An 18407-nucleotide genomic window follows, 5' to 3' on the forward strand; every position below is an offset into this window, starting at 1 on the left:
GCCGGACCCATCGGCGTCGGGCCGCACCACGAAAGAACGGCCCGCTCGCGCGGGCCGTTCTCTATCGCAGCGCTCCAATCGCTTGAAGCTTGTGATCAGTTCACCTTGACCGCGGTCCAGGCACGGGCCAGGGTCTTGTACTCATTGGACGTGTTGCCGTACAGATCCGCCGCCGCCTGCAAGGTCCAGGTGCGAGCCTGCGGATAGGTGGTGCTGGAGACGAAATAGCGGGTCAACGCGCGGTACACGATCGCGCCGACCTTGTCGCGGCCGACGCCGGCGATGGCGGTGTCGTTGTTGCAGACCAACTGCGCCTTGGTATAGCTGAAGCCCTTCGGCACCACCACGCCTTCGGAGGCGAGGTAGAACACGCGGTTGAGCACGCCGGAGGTCAGGTGCGGATCGTAGGGGCCGTTCTGATAGGTCTGCGAGGCGGTGAAGCCGCCGCTGGGATAGCAGACCTTGGATCGGCCGTCGGCATCCTGCTTGAACAGCACGCGCAGGGCCTTGGTGCCCGACGGGTTGTTCTTGACCAGCTTCTCGCCGATCAGGTAATCGCCTGCGTCGCTGGCGTTGTTGGCGTAGTACTCGACCAAGGTGCCGAAGATGTCCGAGACGCCCTCGTTGAGGCCGCCGGTGTCCTTGATGTTGTAGTAGCCCAGCTTGGCGGTCGCGCCGGTGACGCCGTGCGCCATTTCGTGGCCGGCCACGTCGATGGCCACCAGCGGCAGGAAGTCGGTGCCGTCGCCGTAAGCCATCAGCTTCTGCGCGCCCCACCAAAAGGCGTTGTCCATGCCGGTGCCGACGTGGACGAAGCTGCGCACGCCCTTGCCGTCGTTGAAGATGCCGTTGCGGCCGTGCACGTTCTTGAAGTAATCCCAGGTCACCGCGACGCCGTAGTGTGCGTCGGTGGCGACGGTGGCGCGGTCGCTGGACAGATTATTGCCCCAGACGTTGTCGCTGTCCTTGAATTGCACCGCGCCCGGGAACGCCGAGACGTAGTTGTCGGAGCCCTTGGCGTCGAGGGTCGAGCCGTTGCCGCGGGTGGGGTCGAGCAGTTGGAAACCGCCGCTGACCGAGTCGGTGACGATGCCGACGTTGCCGAGCAGCAAGCTCTTGCCGGTGCCGTTGGCGGCCGCGGTCTGGATGCGGTCTTCGGCGTGCAGCAGCTTGCCGTTCTTGGCGTCGACGTAATAAGTGAAATGCCCCGGCAGCTGACTGTCGCGGCGGTCGCCCATCAGCTCCATCTGATAAGCCAAGGTCGGCTCGGTGCCCTGTGCGAACACCACCAGTCCGGCGTTGTCGATCGAGGCGACCTTGCCGTCGAACGCGGCGCCGGCTTCGACTTCGGCTTGAGCGACGCTGATGCGCGGCTGGATGTCCGGGCGATCGAAGGTGCGCATGTTGTCGCCCTGGCTGATCGAGGTGAGCGCGCCGTCCTGGCTGTGGACGACGAAATCGCCGCCGACCACCGGCAAGCCCTGATAGCTGCGCTCCATGCGCACGTGCTCGGTGCCGTCGCGATCAATCATCACATCGCGCGCGGCGAAGGCGTCGGCTTCGACGCGATGGACTTCGCGCGCGGCGGCGCCGGTCAGCAAGGCGCGCGCGCGCTTGGCGGCCGGGGAGGTGTCGGCTTGCTCCGGCGAGTTGGAGGAGGCGACCAGGTCGCTGCCCGGACGTGCGCCCGGTGCGTTGGCGATGGCGCCGGCGACGGCGTGATGCGCGGCGATCGCACGGGCAGACGCGGGAGCGGTCGAGCGGGTGGAGGCGGTGGCCGAAGCAGCGGCCGGATCGGCCACGGCGGAAGCCTGGAGCGATTGCACGCGCGAGGCGATGGCGCCGGAATCGACCTGGGTGGCCAGGCCGGCGAGCGCGGCGATCACGGCCGTGCTCAGCAGAGCGGTCTTGAGTTGCATTGGATTGGATCCCCTTGAAGCGGATAAGAAGGAAAGTGGCTTTACGCGATCGTTGCTCCGATGCAACGGGGCAGGGCGACCGTCCCGTTTGCACGGGAGTCCGCTCGGCATGGCGATGCTGATTTATGGATTAGCGCCGAACAGCGGTGCCGACTTTAGGGCGACACAACGACTCGACGGCATGCAAAGCAGCGAACCGCGTCGCACAATCGCGTCGGCGATTTCGTTGCGCGTCACAAAACGAAATGCGTTGAACGCTGTTTGCGAAAAGCTTGCGATGCGCGTGCGAAATAGCTGTTTTCCGCGTCTGTTGCGACTCGCAGGGCGACGAAAATGCCGTGGCCAATACCGAAAGCTCGAGGCGGAGAATCTCGCGCGCGCCGGTCCATTGTCTTGAAGGATGCGCAGCGGCCGAATTCAGATCCCCGTGGCATCCGGCCATCACGCGTACTGGACCGCACGGTCAGCGATCAGACCAGCGCGCCCATTCGGTGGAGTTTTGTTTGCATGTCGATCTTATTTCTGTCGCAACGCGATGAACTCGATGAATCGTCCAGGCGCGGCCGCACATCCATCGGTCGCGTTCGATCACAACACCCTACTTAGGCGAATTCTTCGATTTCCCTGCGAATTTGCCGCTTCCGCGTCGGTCGCCTGGCCAAGAAATAATCATCGAGCAGCCTATGAATCATTCATGCTGCGATGAACATCTCAGTTAAGCGTATTCAACCTTGTAGGCAACTGTAAACGAAGTCTCATTGCTGAAATGCGCACTAATTTTGCTTGTCATCGTCATAACGAATAATCATCAAAACCACACTGTGCTTCGGTCACACGAATGAATTTTTTCGTGGATGATACGAGCCGCCAATCGTGCATGCGTCGCCCAGGATCGGGATGAGCGAATCGGAGGCCTCGCCACTACATGGATGAGAGAGGATGTGTTGCACACAAGCAACATCGATGAAGTCCGGTATTTAATTCGACTTGCGTTTGACTGTTTTGTGCCCCGAAACGCGAGCTGCGGCTTGCGCGGGACCATTCGCACGTCGCTACAAGGAAGAGCACTGCGCTAACGGAAGCTGTTTAAAAAAGCACGACCCCCACCCATCGGAATCAGGCGCCCAAGCGCGCCCTCGGTCGATTTATTCGCGGCCGACGCCCCACTGCGCGATCTGCAATCGCCGCGGAGACGTCGGAGTGCGCGAGTGAATGGATCGGGCCGGATCGTGGGGGCTTTCTTCTCACTTATTCGGAAATGGACGGTTCTCAGTTATGGACATCAAGGCGAATCCGGCGGCCTCCGGCCGCGTGGCGAAGGTCGCGGTGATCGGCGCGGCGTGCCGCTTTCCCGGGCAATCCAATACCCCGGAAAGCTTCTTCCGCAATCTGCTGCAAGGGCAGAACTATGTCGGGCCGGTGCCGGAGGACCGTTGGGCGGTCGATAAATTCCTCAACGAGCGCGATGTCGCCGGCAAGGCCTATGTCGGCTTCGGCCACTTCCTCAAGGACTACGACTACCGCGGCTTCGACGCCGACTTTTTCCACTTCTCGCCGCGTGAGGTCGAGTTCCTCGATCCGCAGCAGCGGCTGCTGCTGGAGCTGAGCTGGGAAGCGATGGAGAACGCCGGTCTGGATGTCGAGGCTTTGGCCGGTTCGCAGACCGGCGTGTTCGTCGGCGGTTTCACCGTCGATCATCTGTTGAACCAGTTCGGCAGCAACGCGCGCGATGCGATCGGCTCGCACAGCGCGGCCGGCGCGACCTTGACCATGCTGTCCAACCGCGTTTCCTACGCGTTCGATTTCTGCGGGCCGAGTCTGTCGCTCGACACCGCGTGCTCGTCGTCGCTGGTGGCGTTCGCCCAGGGCGTGACTTCGATCCTGACCGGGCAGTGCGAAACCGCGTTGGTCGGCGGCGCCAATTTCATCCTGCGCCCGGAATACACCATCGCCATGTCCAAGGGCCGGTTCCTGGCCAAGGACGGCCGCTCCAAGAGCTTCGACGCGCGCGCCGACGGTTACGGCCGCGGCGAAGGCGGCGGCGTGGTGGTGCTGAAGGATCTCGAAGCGGCACTGCGCGACGGCGATGAAATCTTCGCCATCGTCGACGGCGCCGGCGTCAATCAGGACGGCCGCACCAGCGGCATCACCGTGCCCAACCCGGAAGCGCAGCGCGCGTTGATGGAGCAGGTGCTGGCGCAAAGCGGCCGCGCCGCGAGTGAGGTGGACTACATCGAAGCCCACGGCACCGGCACGCCGGTCGGCGACCCGCGCGAAACCCGCGCGATCGCCGATGTCTACGGCCGCGACGGCGACTGCGTGGTCGGTTCGGTCAAGGCCAATATCGGCCACCTGGAAGCCGCCGCCGGCGTCGCCAGCGTGATCAAGTCGGTGATGATGCTGCGGCACAAGCTGGTGCCGCCGGTCGCCGGGCTGGAACAGGTCAATCCGGAAATTCCCAAGGAAGTGCGTTTGCCGCGCGAAACGCTGGCGCTCGGCGAAGGCCAGGGCGAACGCCGCATCGCGATCAACTCCTTCGGTTACGGCGGCACCAACGCCCACGTCATCCTCGGCTCCTATGCGCAGGCGGACGCCGCGCAGGGTCAGGCCGCGACGGATACGACCTCGATCAAGCTGCTGCCGCTGTCGGCGCGCGACCCGCAGGCGCTGCGCACGCGTGCGCGCCAACTCGCGGACGTGCTGGAATCGCCGCAAGCGCCGGAGCTGGAGGACGTGCTGTTCACCGCCGGCGTGCGCCGTACTCATATGAGTCACCGTCTGGCGGTGTGGGGCGAAGACCGCGATCAGCTGGCGATGGCGCTGCGCCAGTTCGTGGCGGACGATTCCAGCGCGACCGGCGTGGAGGGCGTGCGTCCGTTCGCCGCCGATCCGCGCATCGCCTTCGTCTACACCGGCATGGGCCCGCAGTGGTGGGCGATGGGCCGCGAACTGCTGCGCGATAACGCGGTGTTCCGCGACACCCTGGAACAGGCCGACGCCTTGTTCACCCGCATCGCCGGGTTCTCGATTCTGGAAGAAATGACCCGTGAGGAAGCCGATTCGCGGATCAAGCGCACCGAGTTCGCGCAGCCGGCGAATCTGATGATTCAGATCGGTTTGACCCAGGCGCTGAAGGCCGAGGGCATCGTCGCCGACGCCGTGGTCGGCCATTCGGTCGGCGAGGTCGCGTCGAGCTGGGCTTCGGGCATGTTGTCGCTGGAAGAAGCGCTGCTGGTCAGCCGCGAACGCAGCCGCATCCAGGCCACCACCGCCGGCACCGGCGGCATGCTGGCGCTGGGCTTGTCGGCGCAGGACGCAGAGGCGGCGATCGCGCCGCACGGCGATCTGGTCTCGCTGGCGGCGATCAACTCGCCGCGCGCGGTCACCGTGGCCGGCGACCGCGCCGCGCTCGAAGCGATCCGTGTCGCCGCCGAAGCCAACAAGATCTTCGCCCGCGCGCTGGATGTCGAGGTGCCGTACCACAGCCCGCTGATGGAGCCGCTGAAGCCGGAAATCCGCGAGAAGCTGGCCAGCCTGCAGCCGAACCGGCCCGAGGTTGCGCTGTACTCGACCGTCACCGGCGGCCTGATCGGCGAGGGCGGCAGCGAGCGCGGTTTCGATGCCGAGTACTGGTGCGACAACGTGCGCAACCCGGTCTACTTCGCCGACGCGATCGGCGCGATGATCGACGACGGCTACACCTTGTTCGTCGAAGTCGGCCCGCACCCGGTGCTGCGCCGTTCGCTGGAAGAAATCAGCGCCGCGCGCAAGGTCGAGACCCGCATCGCCTCGACCTTGTGGATGAACAAGCCCGAGACCGCCGCGCTGCGCCGCAGCCTGTGCGAGATCTACGCCCACGGCGGCGACGTCGATTGGCAAGCGCGCACGCCGCGCGGCCGCCAGCTGCAACTGCCGACCTATCCCTGGCAGCGCCAGCCGCTGTGGCGCGAGGCCTCGTGGCAGATCCGCGACCGCCTCGACGTGCAGCAGGCCCCGCTGAGCGCGGCCGAAGGCGGCGCCGATCTGAATCTGCGCCGGCTCAACTATCTGTTCGACCACGTCGTCGACGGCTCGGCGATCATGCCCGCGGCCGGCTATCTGGAAGCGCTGTGCGAAGAAGGCCGCCGCCGCTGGCCCGACAGCGCCGGGCTTAGCGTGCGCGACGTGCTGATCCACCAGGCGCTGATCCTCGATCACGAGCGCGCCCTGCGTCTGGACGTGCGCTTCGACCCGACCACCCACCGCGCCGGCCTGTATTCGCGCGATGCCGGCGAGCAGGGCAGCTCGCTGTTGCACACCGAGGCGTCGATCCACCCGTACAGCGGCCGCTCGGTGGTGGCGACGATCCAGGCGCCGCAAGGCGAAGCGGTCGAAACCATCGACCCGCAGGCGCTGTACGCCGATCTCGGCGAGCTGTCCTTGCAGTACGGCCCGGCGTTCCGTCCGATCGTGGCCTTGCGCCGCGACCGCGCCGTCGGCGTCGCCGAAGCCGAACTGACCCGGCCGCAGATCGCAGGCGAGGGCGCCGAGGCTTACATCCTGCATCCCTCGCTGCTCGACGGCTGCTTCCAGACCGCGCTGACCCTGATGCACGCCAGCGAAGGCGCGTATCTGCCGGTGTCGCTGAAAGCGCTGGAAGTGTATGCGCCGCTGCCGGAGACCATCGTCTGCCGTACGCGCATCAGCGAACGCAGCGCGGCGCAGATCGTTTGCGATTTCGAACTCAGCGACCGCGCCGGCACGCCGCTGGCGCGGATCGAAGGGCTGGTCTGCCGTTCGCTGCACGGCCGCGGCAAGGCCGACGGTTTCCCGGCCGGCGACTACCAGCGGGTCTGGAATCCGCTCGGCGAACGCGTCGCCGCGCGCGCCGCGGTCCAGCGCCTGTTGATCGTCGCTCATCCCAAGGATGCGCTGGCGCAGGCGTTGGAAAAGATCGCCGCGCAGCAGGAGGTGGCGGTGGATCGCTGCGCCTGGAGCGAGCTGGCCGAACATCCGCGCCTGCACGAGGTCTCGCACGTGCTCGGCCTGGCCTGGGCCGGCCGCGGCGCCGACATGGACGTCACCGGCGAAGACGAAATCGCCGAGATGCTGCTGGCGGTGCAGGCGCTCGCGGCGCAATCGCGGCAGCTCTCGCTCCGCGTGGTGACCCGCGACGCGCAACGCCTGGGCGAGGACGAACGCGTCGCCCCCGCGCAGACCGCGGTCGCCGGTTTTATCCGCGTGGTCCGCAACGAGTACGCCTCGCTGGACGCAGCCACCATCGACATCGCCGCCGGCGCCGCCGATGCGCTGGCGCAACAGGTCTTCGACGAAGCCCTGGCCGATCAAATCATCGACGAAATCGCCTTGCGCGACGATGCGCGCTACGCGGCGGCGATGCTGCAAAGCGGTCTGCTGCAACGGCCGCAGCGCCTGCCGGCCGGCGGCGCCGACTCGCCGGCGGTGGAACTGAGCCTTCAGGCCTTCGCTTACACCGCGCAGCTGCTGCCGCAGCCGGCGCTGGCCGAGGACGCCTACGAGTTGCGGGTGGAGCGTCTGGGCCTGCAACTGGGCCATGAATCCGACCCGGTCGGGGTGATCGGCACCGTCGTGCGCGCCGGGCGCGAGGCCAAGCGCTTCGCCGTCGGCGACCGCGTCGCCGGCCTGGTGCCGCGCCGCTTGTCGAACGCGTTGGTGGTGAGCGAGGCCGAGAGCGTGCTGGAAGCCGTCACCCAGCCGCACACACGTTCGGCGCTGATCGCGCCGGTGGAAGCGCGCGCGGCGGCGATCGTTGCGACCTGCGGCCCGCAGCCGGGCCAGCGCGCGCTGATCGCGCACGGCGCATTCGGCGATGCCCTGGCGCGCCGTTTCAGCGCCGTCGGCGTCGACGTGGCGCGGGTGGCCGCGGACTTGTCGGATTGGGAGCGCGTGGCGCATTGCCGCGGTTACGATTTGATCGCCGTGCCGTTGTCGCAGTGGAGCCGCCAGGTCGGCTTCTTCGCCCTGGCCAAGGGCGGGCAGCTGATCGAACTCGGTCACGACACCGCGCCGTTCGCCCTGCCCGAGCACTGCGACCGTCTGGTCCGCCTGCGCAACGATCTCGACAGCCTGCACGCCAGCGACTCGTATCGCCGGACGCTGCGCGAAGTGCTGGCCGAGGGCGAAGCGTCGCCTGGCCTGGACACGAGCATCGGTTTCGCCGACCTGCTGCGCGTCGGCAGCGACGCCGCGGCCGAATTCGGCAGCGACTGGACCACCCTGGAAATCGCCGAGGACGCGCGCGAGTTCGACGCCGATGCCTCCGACCTGCCGCGACTGCGCCGCGACGGTACTTACCTGTTGACCGGCGGCTTCGGCGGCCTGGGCCGCGAGGTCGCGCGCTGGCTGGCGCGCAACGGCGCCGGCCGCATCGCCCTGGTCGGCCGCCGCGGCGCCGACACCCCGGGCGCGGCCGAACTGATCGAAGAACTGCGCGCGCTCGGCGCCGAAGCCAGCGCGCACGCGATCAACATCGCCGTGCCGCAGGCGGTGCTGCAACTGGTCCGCGAGCTGCACAAGCCCAAGGCGCCGCTGCTGGGGATCTATCACGCGGCCGGTGTGCTGGAAGACTATCTGCTCGGCGAGATGACCCCGGTGCACGTGCAACGCGTGCTGCGGCCGAAGGCCGGCGGCGCCTGGGCGCTGCACGAGGCGGCGCAAAAGGTCGGCGCGCCGCTGGAGCAGTTCGTGCTGTTCTCCTCGATCGCCAATCTGGTCGGCAACAGCCGTCAGGCCAATTACTGCGCGGCCAACGGCTTCCTCGACGGTCTGGCGCAGCTGCGGCGCTCGCAAGGGCTGCCGGCGTTGAGCGTCAACTTCGGCGCGATCGCCGGTGTCGGCATGCTCGAAGGCGATGCCCGCATCGGCCAGCACCTGAGCCAGATCGGTCTGACCCCGCTGGACGTGCAGATCGCCTTGCGCGGCCTGGGCCGCGCGCTGACCAAGCAACTGGCGCAGATCGCGATTTCCGAACAGATCGCCTGGGAGAAGTGGGCCGCCTACGAAAGCGTCGGCGGCGCCTCGCCGGCCTTCGTCGAACTGGTCGCGGCCAGCCGCGCCGCGCAAGCCGGCGACGCCTCGCTGGTCGAACAGCTGCATACCGCGCTGGCCGGTCTGGACGACGGCGAAGCGCGGCCGATCCTGCAGGAGCTGATCGCCGAAGTCGTGGCGGCCGGGCTCAAGACCAGCGCCGACCGGCTCAAGCCGGAGCAATCGTTCGACTCGTTCGGCGTGGATTCGCTGATGTCGACCGAAATCCAGATCCGGCTCGATCAGAAACTCGGCGTCAGCTACTCGGTGATCGAACTGCTCGGCGCGGCCACCATCGCCAAGCTGGCCGATCGCGCCCTGGCCGACATCCGCGGCAAATTCGCCGCCGCCGGCGCCGCGCTGCAAGCGGCCTGACCTTCCGACCTCCCACCCGCCAAGGACGACCTCAATGTCCACTACTTCCAAAGCCGCACTGGACGCGCTGCTCGGCAAAGTCCGCTCGGGCATCGCCAACAACGCGCCGGTCGCGCCGGCGGCGCAGAACCTGCTGCCGCCGAGCGTCGCCGACTACCCCGAACACGCCTTGCTGCAACGCCTGCGCTCGCTGTACCACGAAGGCAGCGGCCTGCGTAATCCGTACTTCCTGCCGCGCAGCGGCGAGGTCACCGGCAGCCTGCGCATCGGCGGCCAGGATTACGTGACCTATTCGAACTACAACTACCTGGGCCTGTCGCACGACGTGCGGGTCAAGCACGCCGTGCACGATGCGATCGACCGCTACGGCTGCCACGCCGGCGCGGCGCGCATGGTCGGCGGCGAGATCGAGCTGCACGCGCAACTGGAAGCCGAGCTGGCCGAGTTCACCGGCTTCGAGGCGGTCAGCGTCGGCGTCGGCGGTTACAGCGCCAACGTCTCGGCGGTGGGCTATCTGCTCGACCGCCGCGATCTGATCCTGCACGACGAATACATGCACAACAGCGGGGTGATGGGCGCGGTGATGTCGGGCGCGCGGCGGATCGCGTTCCCGCACAACGACATGGACGCGCTGGACCGTCTGCTTAAGGAGAACCGCGGCCAGTACCGGCGCGCCCTGATCCTGGTCGAGGGCGCCTACAGCATGGACGGCGATCTGATCGACCTGCCGCGCGCGGTCGAGATCAAGAACCGGCACGGCGCCTGGCTGATGGTCGATGAGGCCCATTCCTGCGGCACCGTCGGCGCCACCGGACGCGGGGTGTGCGAGCACTTCGGTATCGACACCGGCGAAATCGATCTGATCGTCGGCACCTTGTCCAAGAGCTTCGCCAGCTGCGGCGGCTTCCTGGCCGGCAAGCGCGAGTTGATCGAACTGCTGCATCACTTCTGCCCCGGCCTGTTGCTCTACAGCACCGGCATCAGCCCGGCCAACACCGCCGCCGCGCTGGCTGCGGTGCGGCTGGCCCGGGCCGAGCCCGAGCGGGTGGTGCGCCTGCAACACAACGCGCGGCGTTTCCGCGAAATGGCCCTGGAACGCGGCCTGGATGCGCGCACCTGCCTGGCCGGCGTGCCGATCGTGCCGTTGATGATTCAGGACGAGAGCGCCCTGCAGCTGATGTCGATGCTGTTGGAGAACGGAGTGGTCGCGCATGCGGTGATGCACCCGGTGGTGCCGCGCGACGCCGCGCGTCTGCGTTGCTTCATCAGCGCCGAGCACAACGAGGCGATGTTCGAGCACACCCTGGACCTGCTCGCGGCGAATGTCGCCGCCGATGCGGCCTGAGCGTGCGCGAACGGTGCGGCCCGACCCGTTGCGGCCGGGCCGCTTGAATTTCGGTAATCGATTTTGTCTCCCCTTAGATAAAGGAACCCACATGAAAAGGACGCTCAACGCGGCCGCGCTGATCGCGCTCGCCGTTTTGGCCTCGGCCCAGCCGGCGCTCGCCGCCGACGCCGGCAAGCCCGCCGCGGCCGCGCCGGTCTCCGAGCAGATCAAGCGCGGTCGCGAAATCGCCGGCACGGTTGATCGCAACGACGCCGGCTTCGCCGACTACGTGGTCAACGGCCGCATGACCCTGCGCCGTCCCGGCGGCGCCACCGCCGAGCGCAGTTTCGAGATGAACACGCTGGAAGTGCGCGACGGCGGCGACAAGCGTCTGGTGGTGTTTTCGCAGCCGCGCGATCTGGCCGGCTTCGTCTCGCTGACCTTCACCAACGCCGGTGCGCCCGACGACCAGTGGATCTATCTGCCCGCGGCCAAGCGGGTCAAGCGTCTGGCCGCGCGCGACAAGACCGGCTCGTTCGCTGGTTCGGAGTTCTCCTACGAGGACATCGCGACCTGGGAACTGGCCAACTACGACTACGAGTTCGTCCGCGACGAACCCTGCGGCGAGCCCAAGACGACCTGCCACACCATCGCCAATCTGCCCAAGTACGAGTACTCGGGCTATTCCAAGCTGGTCGAGACCATCGATCCGCGGATCTGGCAGCCGGTGCGCATCGTCTATTTCGACAAGAGCGGGCGTGAGCTCAAGCGCCTGGACTTCCACGGTTACCAGAAGTTCGACGGCAAGTTCTGGCGCCCGACCCGCATCGTTATGACCAATCTGCTCGACAAGGCGGTGTCGGAAATTTCCTGGGACAAGTACCGCTTCAAGACCGGTTTGAAGGCCGGCGACTTGACCGACGCGCGCATGGAGTCCTGGTCGCGATGAGGCAGGCGCCGACGCCGGCCGTTTGGCTGGCCTGCGCGGCGATGCTGTCGCTGACGTCCGTCGCGCAGGCCGCGAGCCTGCGCGGTTCGGTCGGCGGCGAGGCGCGGGTGTACGCCGATGCGCCGGCGCTGGCCGATCAGGATCGCGAGCGCACCCAGGGGTCGGCTTACGTGAGCCTCAACGCATCGGGGCAAACCGAGGGCGGCGCGCGGCTGGATCTGGATCTGTTCGGGCGTCTGGCGCCGCGCGGCTCGCACGAGGCGCGCGGCGACGTGCGCCAGGCGACGGTGCGCTGGGACAGCGGCAAGACCGAATGGAAGCTCGGCGTGCTGGCCGAAACCTGGGGTGTGCTGGAGGCCTGGAACCCGGTCGACATCATCAACCAGCGCGATCTGGCCGAGGATTTCCAGGGCGACGTCAAACTGGGCCAGCCCGGCGCGGTCGCCAATTTGCAGCTTGAGAACACGCTGCTGTCGTTCTATGCCACCACCTATGCGCGCGGCCGCCGCTATGGCGAAGGCGAGGATCGTCTGCGCGCCTTGCCGGCGCCGATCCTTGAGGAGACCTTCGAGCGCGGGCGCTGGGCGCCGGGTCTGGCGATGCGGGCGAAGTTCCGTCTCGGTTCGCTGGATCTGGCGCTTTCGCAATACGCCGGGCCCGCGCGCGAACCGGTGCTGCAGCCGCTGCTCGGCGGCGAAGGCCTGCGCGGCTTCCGCGCGGTGTACGAACGCATCGGCCAGACCGGGCTGGAAGCGCAGTACGTGGCCGGCGACAGCGTGTTCAAGGCCGAAGTGATCCGGCAGCAAGGCGGCACCGACGATTTCTGGGGCGGCGGCATCGGCATGGAAACCGGCTTCAGCAAGTTCGCCGGCGGCGCCGGTGATCTGGCCCTGTACGCCGAGTACTACGCCGACACCCGCAACGCCGCCGCGCCGCTGACCCCGTTCCAGCGCGATGTGTTCCTCGGCGCGCGCTACACCTGCAACGACGCCCACGACACCGTGCTGGAACTGCGCAGCACCTACGATTTGCAGCGCCATTCCAATCTGCTCGATGTGCGCGCCCAGCGGCGCGTGCTCGGCGATGCGGTGCTGTCGCTGTCGTTGATCAAGGCCTTCGACGCGCAACGCGACCAAGCCTTGCGCGGTTTCGAACGCGACACCCATTTGAAGATCGGTTTCGCCTGGTACTTCTGACCGCGCATCAAGACCGACCACCCCAACCCCATTACGAGATCGCAAGGATGAGCAGCCACTCCGCAGCCAGTCACGACCCTTCGCGGCGCCCGCCGGCCGGCCGCATGCGCGCGTTGTTGCATGCCTACGCGGCCTGGGTCACCAGTCACCCCTGGTGGGTGTTGCTGGCCTCGGTGCTGGCCGCCGCCGCGCTCAGCGCCGGCATGGCCCAGCTGACCTTCCGCAGCGACAGCCGGGTGTTCTTCGCCGAAACCAATCCGGACCTGGTGGCGCTGGACAAGTTCGAGGCCACCTACGGCCGCGACGACACCTTGGTGTTCGTGATCGGCGCGCGCGAGGGCGATCTGTTCACCGCCAAGCGCCTGGCCGCGATCAACGAGCTCACCGACGCGGCGTGGAAATTGCCCGACGTCAAACGCGTGGACTCGCTGACCAATTTCCAGCGCGCCCTGGCGGTCGGCGACGATATCGAAATCGACCAGCTCGCGCGCTCGGGCGACCGGCTCACCGATCAGGACGCCGCGCGGCTTAAAGGCGAGGCCTTGAAGGAACCGCTGCTGGTCGGGCGGATGCTGGCCAGCGACGCGCGTCTGGGGTTGGTGGCGGTGAATTTCCGCTTCGATCCCAAGACCGTGTCGGATCAGACGATGACGGCGATGACCGCCGGCAAGCAATTGGTCGAAGACTTCGCCAAGCGTCACCCGGATCTTGAGATCGGCCTGTCGGGCTCGATCGCGCTCGATCACGCCTTCGTCGAGGCCAGCACCTTCGACAGTTCGGTGCTGCTGCCGGCGATGGTGCTGGTGCTGCTGGGCATCATCGTGTTCGTGCTGCGTTCGGCCGCCGGCGCGCTGGCGACCTTGTGCGTGATCGCGCTGGGCACGGTGAGCGCGCTGGGCACCGCCGCCTTGCTCGGCGTGCCGCTGTCCTCGCCGAGCGTGATCGCGCCCAACATCATCCTGACCATCGCCTGCTGCGACTGCATCCACCTGTGCTCGGGCATGATGCGCCTGCGCCGCGAAGGCCTGAGCCGGCGCGACGCGGTGCGCGAGGTGCTGACCGAATGCTGGTGGCCGGTCACCCTGACCACCATCACCACCTCGATCGGCTTCCTGTCGCTGGTGTTCAGCGCGGTGCCGCCGTTCGCGCACCTGGGCATCATCGTCGCCCTGGGTTCGGTGCTGACCTGGGCGCTGACCGTGACCTTCCTGCCGGCGCTGCTGTGCGTGCTGCCGTGGAAGGGCCCGGCCAAGGCCTTGCCGGCCGAGACCCTGAGCATTCGCGTCGCCGGCATGGTGATGAAGCGTCCGCGGCAGGTGCTGGTGGCGGTGGTCGCGGTGGCGGCGACGCTGAGCGCGTTCGCCTTCACCAACCGCCTGGACGACCGCTACGTGCGCTACTTCGACGACAGCTACAGCTTCCGTCAGGCCACCGACCGGCTCAACCAGGAGCTCGGCGGCTTCTACACCCTGGAGTTCTCGCTGGATTCCGGCGAAGCCGACGGCATCGCCCGCGACGACTACCTGCAGCAGGTCGACCGCTTCGCCCAATGGCTGCGCACCCAGCCCGGCGTGACCCACGTGCACGGCCTGCCCGACATCATGAAGACCATCAACCGGGCCATGAACGGCGGCGATCAATCGCAGTACAGGCTGCCCGATTCGCGCGACACCTCGGCCCAGTATCTGGCGCTGTACGAAATGTCGCTGCCGTTCGGCACCGATCTGAAGAACCAGCTCACCGCCGACAAGCGCGCCAGCCGCCTGTCGGTCAATCTCGACGACATATCGACCGCGGCGATGGCCGACCTGCAGGCGCGCGCGCAGGTCTGGGCCGAGCAGAACACCCCGCTGATCGCCGCCTCGGCGCGCGGCACCGGCACCTCGCTGCTGTTCGCCCACATCGGCAACCGCAACATCCAGGAAATGCTCAAGGGCGTGTTCAGCGGCGTGCTGGTGGTGTGGCTGATCTTCCTGATCGCGTTCCGCTCGCTCGGCCTGAGCATCATCGGCACCATCGCCAATTTCGTGCCGTCGCTGGCGACCTTGGGCGCGTGGGCGCTGGTCAACGGCGAAGTGGGCATGGCGGTGGCGACGGTGGCGTCGGTGACCTTCGGCGTGGTGGTCGACGACACCATCCACATGCTCACCACCTACTCGCGCTTGCGGCGAGAGGACGGCTTGTCGGCGCAAGCGGCGGTGCGCGGTGCGTTCGAGATCGTCGGCCCGGGCATGATCGCGATGACCCTGGCGCTGGCGGCCGGCTTCGCCTGCCTGGCGTTCTCCGGATTCCAGATCAACGCCTGGATGGGCTTGATGGCCTCGGTGACGATTTTGATCGCGGTGTTGTTCGACCTTCTTTTCATTCCTTCGATTTTGCTCAGCTTCGGTGGCGGCAAGCGCGAGCCGGCATTGCCGGAGGCAGAGGTTGTAAGGGCTTAGCGAAAGGCTTGCGCGCTGTTTGCTGCGCTGCCATTGGGCATCGTTCGATCCGATGCCCAAGCTGCGGCCGCTCAATGCAGTGGGAACCATCGCGTGGTTGGGACATGGACGTCCCGCGGTCAGTGCGTTTGGGCGGAGGTGAGCGTGTAAACGCCGTCGTTCGCTGGGCGCCGGCCAAGAAAAACTATCAGGCGCGATGGTTTGGCTCCTGCGCCTTGGCTTGCAGCGACCGCCTGGTCCATACCAGGCCGCTTGGCCTTCGGCCTTGAACCGGCGGCGAAAAACCTCGTCCAGTATCGTTTGGAATGCGCGCGGCCGAGTCCGATGTGCGGCGCTTGTTTCGGTCGTTTTCCCAATGCCGATGGCCATCGCCTCCCAGCGCTTTGGATCAGGGGCGTTCTCAAAAAGAACGCGGCGACGACAACGCGAAGAAGTTGAATATCCCTACCTGGTTTCCGTTTGGGTTGCTGACCGCAACAGGTCGCCGCATTGGTAGGGGGCGTGATGCCCGGTGCGTTTATCTATGGCATGTGCCATGCATCAAGCGGTCAGTCGACCTAAGCGTCGCGCAAGCACTTTCAATCACTCTCGCGGCTTCGGTTCGGATGTCGATCCGCGCCTGTAGTCGCGTGGACGTCGATTGGGCGCTTTCTTGCATGGTTTCCAGGCGTCACTTATGAGGAAAAGTCGAAATGAAGCGTTTTCTCGCTCTGATTTTGATGTCGTCGGCGATCGCGCCCGCGGCGGCGTTGGCCAGCGACGGCACCGTCCGCATTGAAGGATCGGTGATCGCGCCGACTTGTGTGCTCACCAACGGGCCCACGCCCGCCGACATCCGGGTCAAATTGCCTGCGGTCGCGGTGTCCGCGCTCGCCAGCGCTGGCCAGACCGCCGGACGCACGCCCTTCGTCATCCGCGTCGCCGATTGCGATGCCACCACCGCCCAGGTCCAGACCTACTTCGAGCCGGGTCCGACCGTCAACACCAGCAGCAACAACCTGAGCTTGCAGGGCGCTACCGGCAACGCCGGCAACGTCGAGTTGCAACTGCTCAATGCCGATCACTCGCAAGTGTTGCTCGGCAATCCGCTGGGACTGCAGAACACCCAGTCGGTCGCGGTGGAAAACGGCGGCGCCGCGTTGCGCTACTACGCGCAGTACGTCGCCACCGGCGCCGCCACCGCCGGCGCGGCCAACAGCAGCGTCACTTTCACCCTGATCTACCAGTAATCCCCCCCTCCAACCCGTGCGCTACCCACGACGGCTGGAGCTGCGCTCCAGCCGCGACGGGCGCGGCATGTTCGAAACAACCCGAGGAGTTGCGGTATGCGACAACATTGGAACAGGAAGACGGCGTTGTGCCTGGCCACCCTGGCCGTTCTATCGTCTGGAGCCGCGCAGGCGCAGGCGCAGGCGCAACTGGGCGATCCGCTGTATCGCTATCAGTGGCATCTGATGAACTACGGCCAGAGCGTGCTGGCCGATACCCGGCCCGCTTTCGCCGTCGACCTGGGCATCGACGACCTGCACGACTACAACATCCGCGGCAAGGACGTGGTTATCGGAGTGCTCGACGACGGGCTCGAGATCGATCATCCGGATCTGGCCGCCAACGTGGTCCCGAACGGATCCAAGAATTTCTTCGTCACCGCCACTCGCGGCGAGCACGACACCGGCCCCAACAGTTTCGGTAAGGACGGCCACGGCACCGCGGTCAGCGGCATCATCGGCGCGGTCGGTTGGAACGGCGTCGGCGTGCGCGGCGTGGCGCCGGGCGTCAAGCTGCGCGGCTTCAACTTTCTGGTCACCACGGACGTCAATGCGGCCGGCGAAGAGAGCCACGCAGAGGCCACCTACGACAACGTCCGCTACGCCTGGTGGGATGGCGTGGAGTCCAAGGACGTGCAGGTCTCCAACAACAGTTGGGGCGGTATGTCGGCATGGCCGGAGGCGTTTTCGGAGAACGAGGTCGCCGCGTGGGAGCGGCCGATGACGGCCACGCGCAACGGTCTGGGTACGATCTATATCAAAGCCGCCGGCAATGACTTCAGTTCGATCAACAAGGATTCGGCGGCCTGTACCGACGAGACCAAGCAGCGCAACGTCGGTTGCATGCAGGCATTCCTGGACCCGCGCAACAATCTGTTCAACGTGATGACCATCGCCGCGGTAAACGCGGCCGGGCGTCGCGCCAGCTACTCCACGCCCGGCTCGGCGCTGTGGGTGTCGGGCTTGGGCGGCGAGTCGGGCTTCCAGCGGCAATCCTTGCTCGACGGCGGAATTCCGGCGGCGCGCATCGATGCGTTGCTGGGGCCTGAGCAGTTCGACCCGGCGATCGTCAGCACCGACCTGGCTGGCTGCGCGCTCGGCATGAACACCAACGCGCTGACGAGCAATCGCCTGGCCACCTCAGGCTCGGCGATCGACGCTACCTGCAACTACACCGGTCAAATGAACGGCACCTCCGCGGCGACGCCGACGGTGAGCGGCGTGGTCGCGCTGATGCTGCAGGCCAATCCCAAGCTGACCTATCGCGACGTCAAGTACATCCTGGCCACGACCGCGCGCCGCGTGCATCCGGATCAGCCCGCGGCCACCGCCGCCGACGGCACCGTGCTGGTACCGGGTTGGACGCGCAACGGCGCCGGTTACTTCTTCAGCAATTGGTATGGCTACGGCTTGGTCGACGCCACCGCGGCGGTAACCCGGGCCACCGGCTTCAAGTCGTTGGCGCCGCTGGTCGACAGCGGCTGGCAGCGCACCGCGGCGCAGACCTCGGCGATCGGCAACGCTGCAGCGCCGGCGCGCCTGAGCCTGCCGGTCGCAGGCATCGGCAGGGTCGAAAGCGTGCAGATCGGTCTGACAACCGACTACGTCGTCGCGGCGCCCGCAGTGGGTCAAAAGTCTTCGCCGTCGCCATTGTCGGTGACGCTGGTCTCGCCGCGAGGAACGCGAAGCGTGGTGGTGCCGGCATCGATGGCCGTGGCCAGCGGCGGCGCAGTATTCAATCTGGACTTGGCCGCGAGCAACGCCTTCCTCGACGAAGACGCGACCGGCAACTGGACGCTGGAAGTGGCCGACATTCCGCTCGCCGCGGGCGCCGCATCGGCCGGCAACCTGACCTCGTTCAAACTCCGCGTTCTGGGGCGCTAAC

General features: G+C 66.9%; 9 protein-coding genes. 8 read left to right on the top strand and 1 reads right to left on the bottom strand.

The genetic code is table 11. From position 1 onward, the window contains the following. Nucleotides 1–95: 95 nt before the first annotated feature. The gene (locus V7787_RS26670) at nt 96–1919 is read right to left on the bottom strand and encodes a M4 family metallopeptidase (protein WP_336090240.1); all 1824 of its coding nucleotides are present in this window, start codon (nt 1917–1919) and stop codon (nt 96–98) included. Nucleotides 1920–2028: 109 nt separating this feature from the next. On the opposite strand from V7787_RS26670, the gene V7787_RS26675 reads away from it, so the two are divergent. The 8 genes from V7787_RS26675 (at nt 2029) to V7787_RS26710 (ending at nt 18406) form a co-directional block, all read left to right on the top strand. Beyond that, nucleotides 2029–2316, top strand: a complete 288-nt coding sequence (locus V7787_RS26675; protein WP_336090241.1) for a hypothetical protein — start codon at nt 2029–2031, stop codon at nt 2314–2316. 878 nt (nt 2317–3194) lie between these two features. Next, nucleotides 3195–9341, top strand: a complete 6147-nt coding sequence (locus V7787_RS26680; protein ID WP_336090243.1) for an SDR family NAD(P)-dependent oxidoreductase — start codon at nt 3195–3197, stop codon at nt 9339–9341. A 34-nt stretch (nt 9342–9375) separates the two neighbouring features. Continuing rightward, a complete protein-coding gene (locus V7787_RS26685; protein ID WP_336090244.1) occupies nt 9376–10686 on the top strand; it encodes an aminotransferase class I/II-fold pyridoxal phosphate-dependent enzyme in 1311 nt (436 codons plus the stop codon). Between the two features lie 91 nt (nt 10687–10777). Then, nucleotides 10778–11617 carry an outer membrane lipoprotein-sorting protein gene (locus tag V7787_RS26690; RefSeq protein WP_336090245.1) on the top strand — a complete coding sequence of 280 codons (840 nt, stop codon included), beginning with the start codon at nt 10778–10780 and terminating at the stop codon, nt 11615–11617. Beyond that, nucleotides 11614–12813, top strand: coding sequence for a hypothetical protein (locus V7787_RS26695; protein WP_336090246.1), 1200 nt, complete (start codon nt 11614–11616; stop codon nt 12811–12813). Before V7787_RS26690 ends, V7787_RS26695 begins: the two co-directional genes overlap by 4 nt. 47 nt (nt 12814–12860) lie before the next feature. After that, nucleotides 12861–15254, top strand: a complete 2394-nt coding sequence (locus tag V7787_RS26700) for an efflux RND transporter permease subunit (RefSeq protein WP_336090248.1) — start codon at nt 12861–12863, stop codon at nt 15252–15254. A 692-nt stretch (nt 15255–15946) separates the two neighbouring features. After that, nucleotides 15947–16483 carry a fimbrial protein gene (locus tag V7787_RS26705; protein ID WP_336090250.1) on the top strand — a complete coding sequence of 179 codons (537 nt, stop codon included), beginning with the start codon at nt 15947–15949 and terminating at the stop codon, nt 16481–16483. A 96-nt stretch (nt 16484–16579) separates the two neighbouring features. Beyond that, the gene (locus tag V7787_RS26710) at nt 16580–18406 is read left to right on the top strand and encodes a S8 family serine peptidase (RefSeq protein WP_336090252.1); all 1827 of its coding nucleotides are present in this window, start codon (nt 16580–16582) and stop codon (nt 18404–18406) included. Nucleotide 18407: the final 1 nt, after the last annotated feature.

Source organism: Pseudomonas sp. CGJS7, from assembly GCF_036961695.1.

What these genes read in the sequence shown, in the direction of transcription:
- V7787_RS26685 (WP_336090244.1), top strand. Translation starts at nt 9,376, where the DNA reads ATGTCCACTACTTCCAAAGCCGCACTGGACGCGCTGCTCGGCAAAGTC.
- V7787_RS26680 (WP_336090243.1), top strand. Translation starts at nt 3,195, where the DNA reads ATGGACATCAAGGCGAATCCGGCGGCCTCCGGCCGCGTGGCGAAGGTC.
- V7787_RS26695 (WP_336090246.1), top strand. Translation starts at nt 11,614, where the DNA reads ATGAGGCAGGCGCCGACGCCGGCCGTTTGGCTGGCCTGCGCGGCGATG.
- V7787_RS26705 (WP_336090250.1), top strand. Translation starts at nt 15,947, where the DNA reads ATGAAGCGTTTTCTCGCTCTGATTTTGATGTCGTCGGCGATCGCGCCC.
- V7787_RS26670 (WP_336090240.1), bottom strand. Translation starts at nt 1,919, where the DNA reads ATGCAACTCAAGACCGCTCTGCTGAGCACGGCCGTGATCGCCGCGCTC.
- V7787_RS26710 (WP_336090252.1), top strand. Translation starts at nt 16,580, where the DNA reads ATGCGACAACATTGGAACAGGAAGACGGCGTTGTGCCTGGCCACCCTG.
- V7787_RS26690 (WP_336090245.1), top strand. Translation starts at nt 10,778, where the DNA reads ATGAAAAGGACGCTCAACGCGGCCGCGCTGATCGCGCTCGCCGTTTTG.
- V7787_RS26675 (WP_336090241.1), top strand. Translation starts at nt 2,029, where the DNA reads ATGGCGATGCTGATTTATGGATTAGCGCCGAACAGCGGTGCCGACTTT.
- V7787_RS26700 (WP_336090248.1), top strand. Translation starts at nt 12,861, where the DNA reads ATGAGCAGCCACTCCGCAGCCAGTCACGACCCTTCGCGGCGCCCGCCG.